Origin of the sequence: Streptomyces sp. MMG1121, assembly GCF_001280015.1 — a bacterium.
Taxonomy (GTDB): domain Bacteria; phylum Actinomycetota; class Actinomycetes; order Streptomycetales; family Streptomycetaceae; genus Streptomyces.
This window is the reverse complement of record NZ_LGDV01000017.1, coordinates 1-3,189: the sequence shown is the minus strand read 5'-3', so window position 1 is coordinate 3,189 and position 3,189 is coordinate 1. Positions and strand designations below refer to the sequence as shown.

The 3,189-nt window shown below is 56.6% G+C and carries 1 rRNA gene; it reads left to right on the top strand.

From position 1 onward, the window contains the following. Positions 1-57: 57 nt before the first annotated feature. Positions 58-3,167 (top strand): 23S ribosomal RNA (locus tag ADK64_RS03930). Positions 3,168-3,189: the final 22 nt, after the last annotated feature.

Genomic DNA, 3,189 nt, shown 5'->3' with positions numbered 1-3,189 from the left:
GGGGTGATGGGTGGCTGGTCGTTGTTTGAGAACTGCACAGTGGACGCGAGCATCTGTGGCCAAGTTTTTAAGGGCGCACGGTGGATGCCTTGGCACCAGGAACCGATGAAGGACGTGGGAGGCCACGATAGTCCCCGGGGAGTCGTCAACCAGGCTTTGATCCGGGGGTTTCCGAATGGGGAAACCCGGCAGTCGTCATGGGCTGTCACCCGCTGCTGAACACATAGGCAGTGTGGAGGGAACGAGGGGAAGTGAAACATCTCAGTACCCTCAGGAAGAGAAAACAACCGTGATTCCGGGAGTAGTGGCGAGCGAAACCGGATGAGGCTAAACCGTATACGTGTGAGACCCGGCAGGGGTTGCGTATGCGGGGTTGTGGGATCTCTCTTCTGTCGTCTGCCGGCGACAGGACGAGTCAGAAACCGTTGATGTAGGCGAAGGACATGCGAAAGGTCCGGCGTAGAGGGTAAGACCCCCGTAGTCGAAACATCAGCGGCTCGTTTGAGAGACACCCAAGTAGCACGGGGCCCGAGAAATCCCGTGTGAATCTGGCGGGACCACCCGCTAAGCCTAAATATTCCCTGGTGACCGATAGCGGATAGTACCGTGAGGGAATGGTGAAAAGTACCCCGGGAGGGGAGTGAAATAGTACCTGAAACCGTGTGCCTACAAGCCGTGGGAGCGTCGGAANNNTTCTCGTGACTGCGTGCCTTTTGAAGAATGAGCCTGCGAGTTTGCGGTGTGTTGCGAGGTTAACCCGGGTGGGGAAGCCGTAGCGAAAGCGAGTCCGAATAGGGCGTTTCAGTAGCACGCTCAAGACCCGAAGCGGAGTGATCTAGCCATGGGCAGGTTGAAGCGGAGGTAAGACTTCGTGGAGGACCGAACCCACCAGGGTTGAAAACCTGGGGGATGACCTGTGGTTAGGGGTGAAAGGCCAATCAAACTCCGTGATAGCTGGTTCTCCCCGAAATGCATTTAGGTGCAGCGTCGTGTGTTTCTTGCCGGAGGTAGAGCACTGGATAGGCGATGGGCCCTACCGGGTTACTGACCTTAGCCAAACTCCGAATGCCGGTAAGTGAGAGCGCGGCAGTGAGACTGTGGGGGATAAGCTCCATGGTCGAGAGGGAAACAGCCCAGAGCATCGACTAAGGCCCCTAAGCGTACGCTAAGTGGGAAAGGATGTGGAGTCGCACAGACAACCAGGAGGTTGGCTTAGAAGCAGCCACCCTTGAAAGAGTGCGTAATAGCTCACTGGTCTAGTGATTCCGCGCCGACAATGTAGCGGGGCTCAAGCGTACCGCCGAAGTCGTGTCATTCATACAATAGGGCCAACGCCTGTATGGATGGGTAGGGGAGCGTCGTGTGCCGGGTGAAGCAGCACCGGAAGGTAGTTGTGGACGGTTCACGAGTGAGAATGCAGGCATGAGTAGCGATACAAACGTGAGAAACGTTTGCGCCGATTGACTAAGGGTTCCTGGGTCAAGCTGATCTGCCCAGGGTAAGTCGGGACCTAAGGCGAGGCCGACAGGCGTAGTCGATGGATAACCGGTTGATATTCCGGTACCCGCTGTGAAGCGTCAAACATTGAACCAGGCGATGCTAAGTCCGTGAAGCCGTTCCGGACCCTTCGGGGAATGGAAAGTGGTGGAGCCGACGAACCAGACTTGCAGTAGGTGAGTGATGGGGTGACGCAGGAAGGTAGTCCATCCCGGGCGGTGGTTGTCCCGGGGTAAGGGTGTAGGACGTCAGGTAGGTAAATCCGCCTGGCATGGAGTCTGAGACCTGATGCCGAGCCGATTGTGGTGAAGTGGATGATCCTATGCTGTCGAGAAAAGCCTCTAGCGAGTTTCATGGCGGCCCGTACCCTAAACCGACTCAGGTGGTCAGGTAGAGAATACCGAGGCGTTCGGGTGAACTATGGTTAAGGAACTCGGCAAAATGCCCCCGTAACTTCGGGAGAAGGGGGGCCACGTCTGGTGAGAGCACTTGCTGCTCGAGCTGGGGGTGGCCGCAGAGACCAGCGAGAAGCGACTGTTTACTAAAAACACAGGTCCGTGCGAAGCCGTAAGGCGATGTATACGGACTGACGCCTGCCCGGTGCTGGAACGTTAAGGGGACCGGTTAGTCACATTTCGGTGTGGCGAAGCTGAGAACTTAAGCGCCAGTAAACGGCGGTGGTAACTATAACCATCCTAAGGTAGCGAAATTCCTTGTCGGGTAAGTTCCGACCTGCACGAATGGCGTAACGACTTCTCGACTGTCTCAACCATAGGCCCGGTGAAATTGCACTACGAGTAAAGATGCTCGTTTCGCGCAGCAGGACGGAAAGACCCCGGGACCTTTACTACAGTTTGATATTGGTGTTCGGTTCGGCTTGTGTAGGATAGCTGGGAGACTTTGAAGCAGGCACGCCAGTGTTTGTGGAGTCGTCGTTGAAATACCAGTCTGGTCGTGCTGGATGTCTAACCTGGGTCCGTGATCCGGATCAGGGACAGTGTCTGATGGGTAGTTTAACTGGGGCGGTTGCCTCCTAAAGAGTAACGGAGGCGCCCAAAGGTTCCCTCAGCCTGGTTGGCAATCAGGTGTTGAGTGTAAGTGCACAAGGGAGCTTGACTGTGAGACCGACGGGTCGAGCAGGGACGAAAGTCGGGACTAGTGATCCGGCGGTGGCTTGTGGAAGCGCCGTCGCTCAACGGATAAAAGGTACCCCGGGGATAACAGGCTGATCTTCCCCAAGAGTCCATATCGACGGGATGGTTTGGCACCTCGATGTCGGCTCGTCGCATCCTGGGGCTGGAGTCGGTCCCAAGGGTTGGGCTGTTCGCCCATTAAAGCGGTACGCGAGCTGGGTTTAGAACGTCGTGAGACAGTTCGGTCCCTATCCGCTGTGCGCGTAGGAGTCTTGAGAAGGGCTGTCCCTAGTACGAGAGGACCGGGACGGACGAACCTCTGGTGTGCCAGTTGTTCTGCCAAGGGCATGGCTGGTTGGCTACGTTCGGGAGGGATAACCGCTGAAAGCATCTAAGCGGGAAGCCTGCTTCGAGATGAGGACTCCCACCCACTTGATGGGGTAAGGCTCCCAGTAGACGACTGGGTTGATAGGCCGGATCTGGAAGCCAGGTAACTGGTGGAGGTGACCGGTACTAATAGGCCGAGGGCTTGTCCTCAGTTGCTCGCGTCCACTGTGTT